This is a genomic window from Gemmatimonadota bacterium (genome assembly GCA_026706345.1).
Classification (GTDB): domain Bacteria; phylum JAAXHH01; class JAAXHH01; order JAAXHH01; family JAAXHH01; genus JAAXHH01.
On the sequence record JAPOYX010000007.1, the window covers coordinates 1 to 2,407 of the forward strand.

General features: G+C 61.7%; 2 protein-coding genes. Both read left to right on the top strand.

The features are described from left to right. The coding region (locus tag OXG98_00360) for a TonB-dependent receptor (GenBank protein ID MCY3770466.1) at nucleotides 1–1,727 on the top strand (1,727 nt) is incomplete at its 5' end. A 194-nt stretch (nucleotides 1,728–1,921) separates the two neighbouring features. Further along, nucleotides 1,922–2,365: a hypothetical protein gene (locus tag OXG98_00365; GenBank protein MCY3770467.1), complete on the top strand. Its 444-nt coding sequence runs from the start codon at nucleotides 1,922–1,924 to the stop codon at nucleotides 2,363–2,365. Nucleotides 2,366–2,407: the final 42 nt, after the last annotated feature.

Sequence of the window (2,407 nt, forward strand, 5' to 3'; positions counted from 1 at the left end):
TCAAGCTCCTGTGGGCGCCCCGTGACGACATCGAGGCCAGGCTCACCTATGAGATGGTCCGCGACAACATGGATTCTCCGCCCATCGTCGCGGAGAACGCGCCCAGCTCGGTGTTCACCGCCTTCCTGGGCTTCCCGGGCATGTTCGATGGCGACCCCATCGACCTCGCCGGCATCTCCGAGCGCAACGATTTCTTCAGCATCGCGGACGGCCACCAGGTGGATGTGGACGGCGTCTACGGCCACCTGGACTGGGACCTGAACGATGTCCTGACGCTGCACTCGGTCACCGGCTACCGCGAACAGAAATCCCGTCTGCCCAGCACCTATGTCGGTCATACCCGCGCCTCGCTGTTCGACGCCACGCGCGACGACGACCGGGAAACGTTTCAGCAGGAGATACGCATCGACTCCAGCTTCGACGGCCCACTGAACTTCGTGGCCGGCGGCTTTTACCAGAAGGACGACAACAACTTCTGCGTCACCCAGATTCTCGGCCTGGTGGACTTTTTCGGCCCGACGGCGACCCCCCTGAACGACAACCTGACCGGCCTCGGCTATCCGGCGCTGGCATCGGGCACCTTCAACGACAACGCCTCCGTACTCTGCAACGAACAGAACGCCAAGGCGCTGGCGGGATTCGCGGATGCCACCTACCAGGTAACGGACAAACTGGAACTCGGCGCCGGCGTCCGCGTTACCTATGAGAAAAAGAAATGGACCGGCCGGCCACAGATTCTCTATCAATACCTGGACGGCACCGATTCGGCCAACGAAGGCCTGTTCGCGTCCCTGGACGAACCGCTGGATGCCTCGGACTTCGACCGCTTTCCGATCAACGTGGCCCGGGAACAGGAGTCCTGGACCGAACCGAGTTTCCGGGCAACGGTCGGCTACCTCGTAAGCGACAATGCCTTTGCCTGGGCAACCTATTCGCGCAGCGTCAAGTCCGGCGCGTTCAACGACCAGACCGGCACCTTCACCGCCGGACTGCCGTTTCCGTACGGCAACCCCCTGCAGCTCAAGCCCATCGACCCGGAATTCGCCGACAGCATCGAGGTCGGCCTGAAGACAGACCTGTTCAACAACCGGGTACGCATGAACGTCGTCTATTTCGATGTCCGCTACGACGACGCCCAGCGTCAGTTGAACGCCACCTTCGCCCTGCCCGGCGGCGGTTCGTTTCAGGAGACCCTGTTCTTCAACGCCGCAAAACTTGACGTCAAGGGTATCGAGTTCGAGGGAAGCTGGGTGGCCAACGAGTACCTGACGTTCAGCGGCAATTTCAGTTGGCAGGACGCGGAGTTCGCCGCCTACGAGGCCGACACGGATTTCGACGGCACCATCGACGTGGATTTCAGCGGCCGGCCCGTCAACCGCTCACCGGAATGGACCGCCTACCTGATGGCGACCCTGGACCACCCGGCGGGCAGCATGGGCGACCTCACCCACACGCTGAGCTGGTCGTTCGTCGATGATTCGGTGTTCACCTACTCGGACCTCGGCCCGGAATTCGACGCGATGTCGAACAGCCGCAACATCCTGAACTGGAGTTCGACCTTCACCACCAGCGACGGCGCCTATTACTTCCGCGTTTTCGGGCGCAACCTGGCCGACGAGCGCTACCGCACGGGCAACCTGGCTGTCGCCGCCCTGTGGACCATGGCCTCCTACGGGTTGCCGCGGCAGTTCGGCTTCGAGGTCGGCGCCAGGTTCGGGAATCTGTGATCGGCCCCGGTCCGCTCCGGAACGAGTAGCGCCGGAGCGGATGCCGCGGGTTACGAATCCTCCTAACCTCCAAACGGGCAATCTCGTACGTCGATAAGCGTTATCTCTTACAGCCCGGCAGTGGCATTCTGGTATGCTTCATCCTGGTTCAGGCGAGTTGTTGCATTGAGTTGTTGCATCGGAGGTAAGTTCGCATGAGCGCGATGGTCAAGGAAGTCTACGACGCCTTCAGAAGCGCCGGTGTTTCGGACGAACAGGCGACCGCGGCTGCGCTAGCCGTCCCTCCGAGGGACGAACTGGCCACAAAGACAGATTTCGCGAAATTCCGCACGGAGGTCAAGAGCGATTTCGCGGAATTCCGAACGGAGGTAAAATCCGACATCGCGGAACTCCGAACAGAGTTCGGCGAACTCCGAACAGAGTTCGCCGAACTGCGATCGGAGGTCAAGACCGACATCGCGGAATTCCGAACGGAGTTCGCCGAACTACGAATGGAGGTCAAGACCGACATCGGGGAACTCCGTGCAGAAACCCGCTGCGACATGAAAGACCTTGAAATGCGGATGACCCACCGGTTTTACGCCGCAATCGGCCTGGCAGTCGCCGCGATCAAGGCGCTCGACTTCCTGCTCGGCTGAAAGCGCCTGTCGCGGCTTCCGCGGCACGTCGTCAAGCCAGCC

What these genes read in the sequence shown, in the direction of transcription:
- OXG98_00365 (MCY3770467.1), top strand. Translation starts at nt 1,922, where the DNA reads ATGAGCGCGATGGTCAAGGAAGTCTACGACGCCTTCAGAAGCGCCGGT.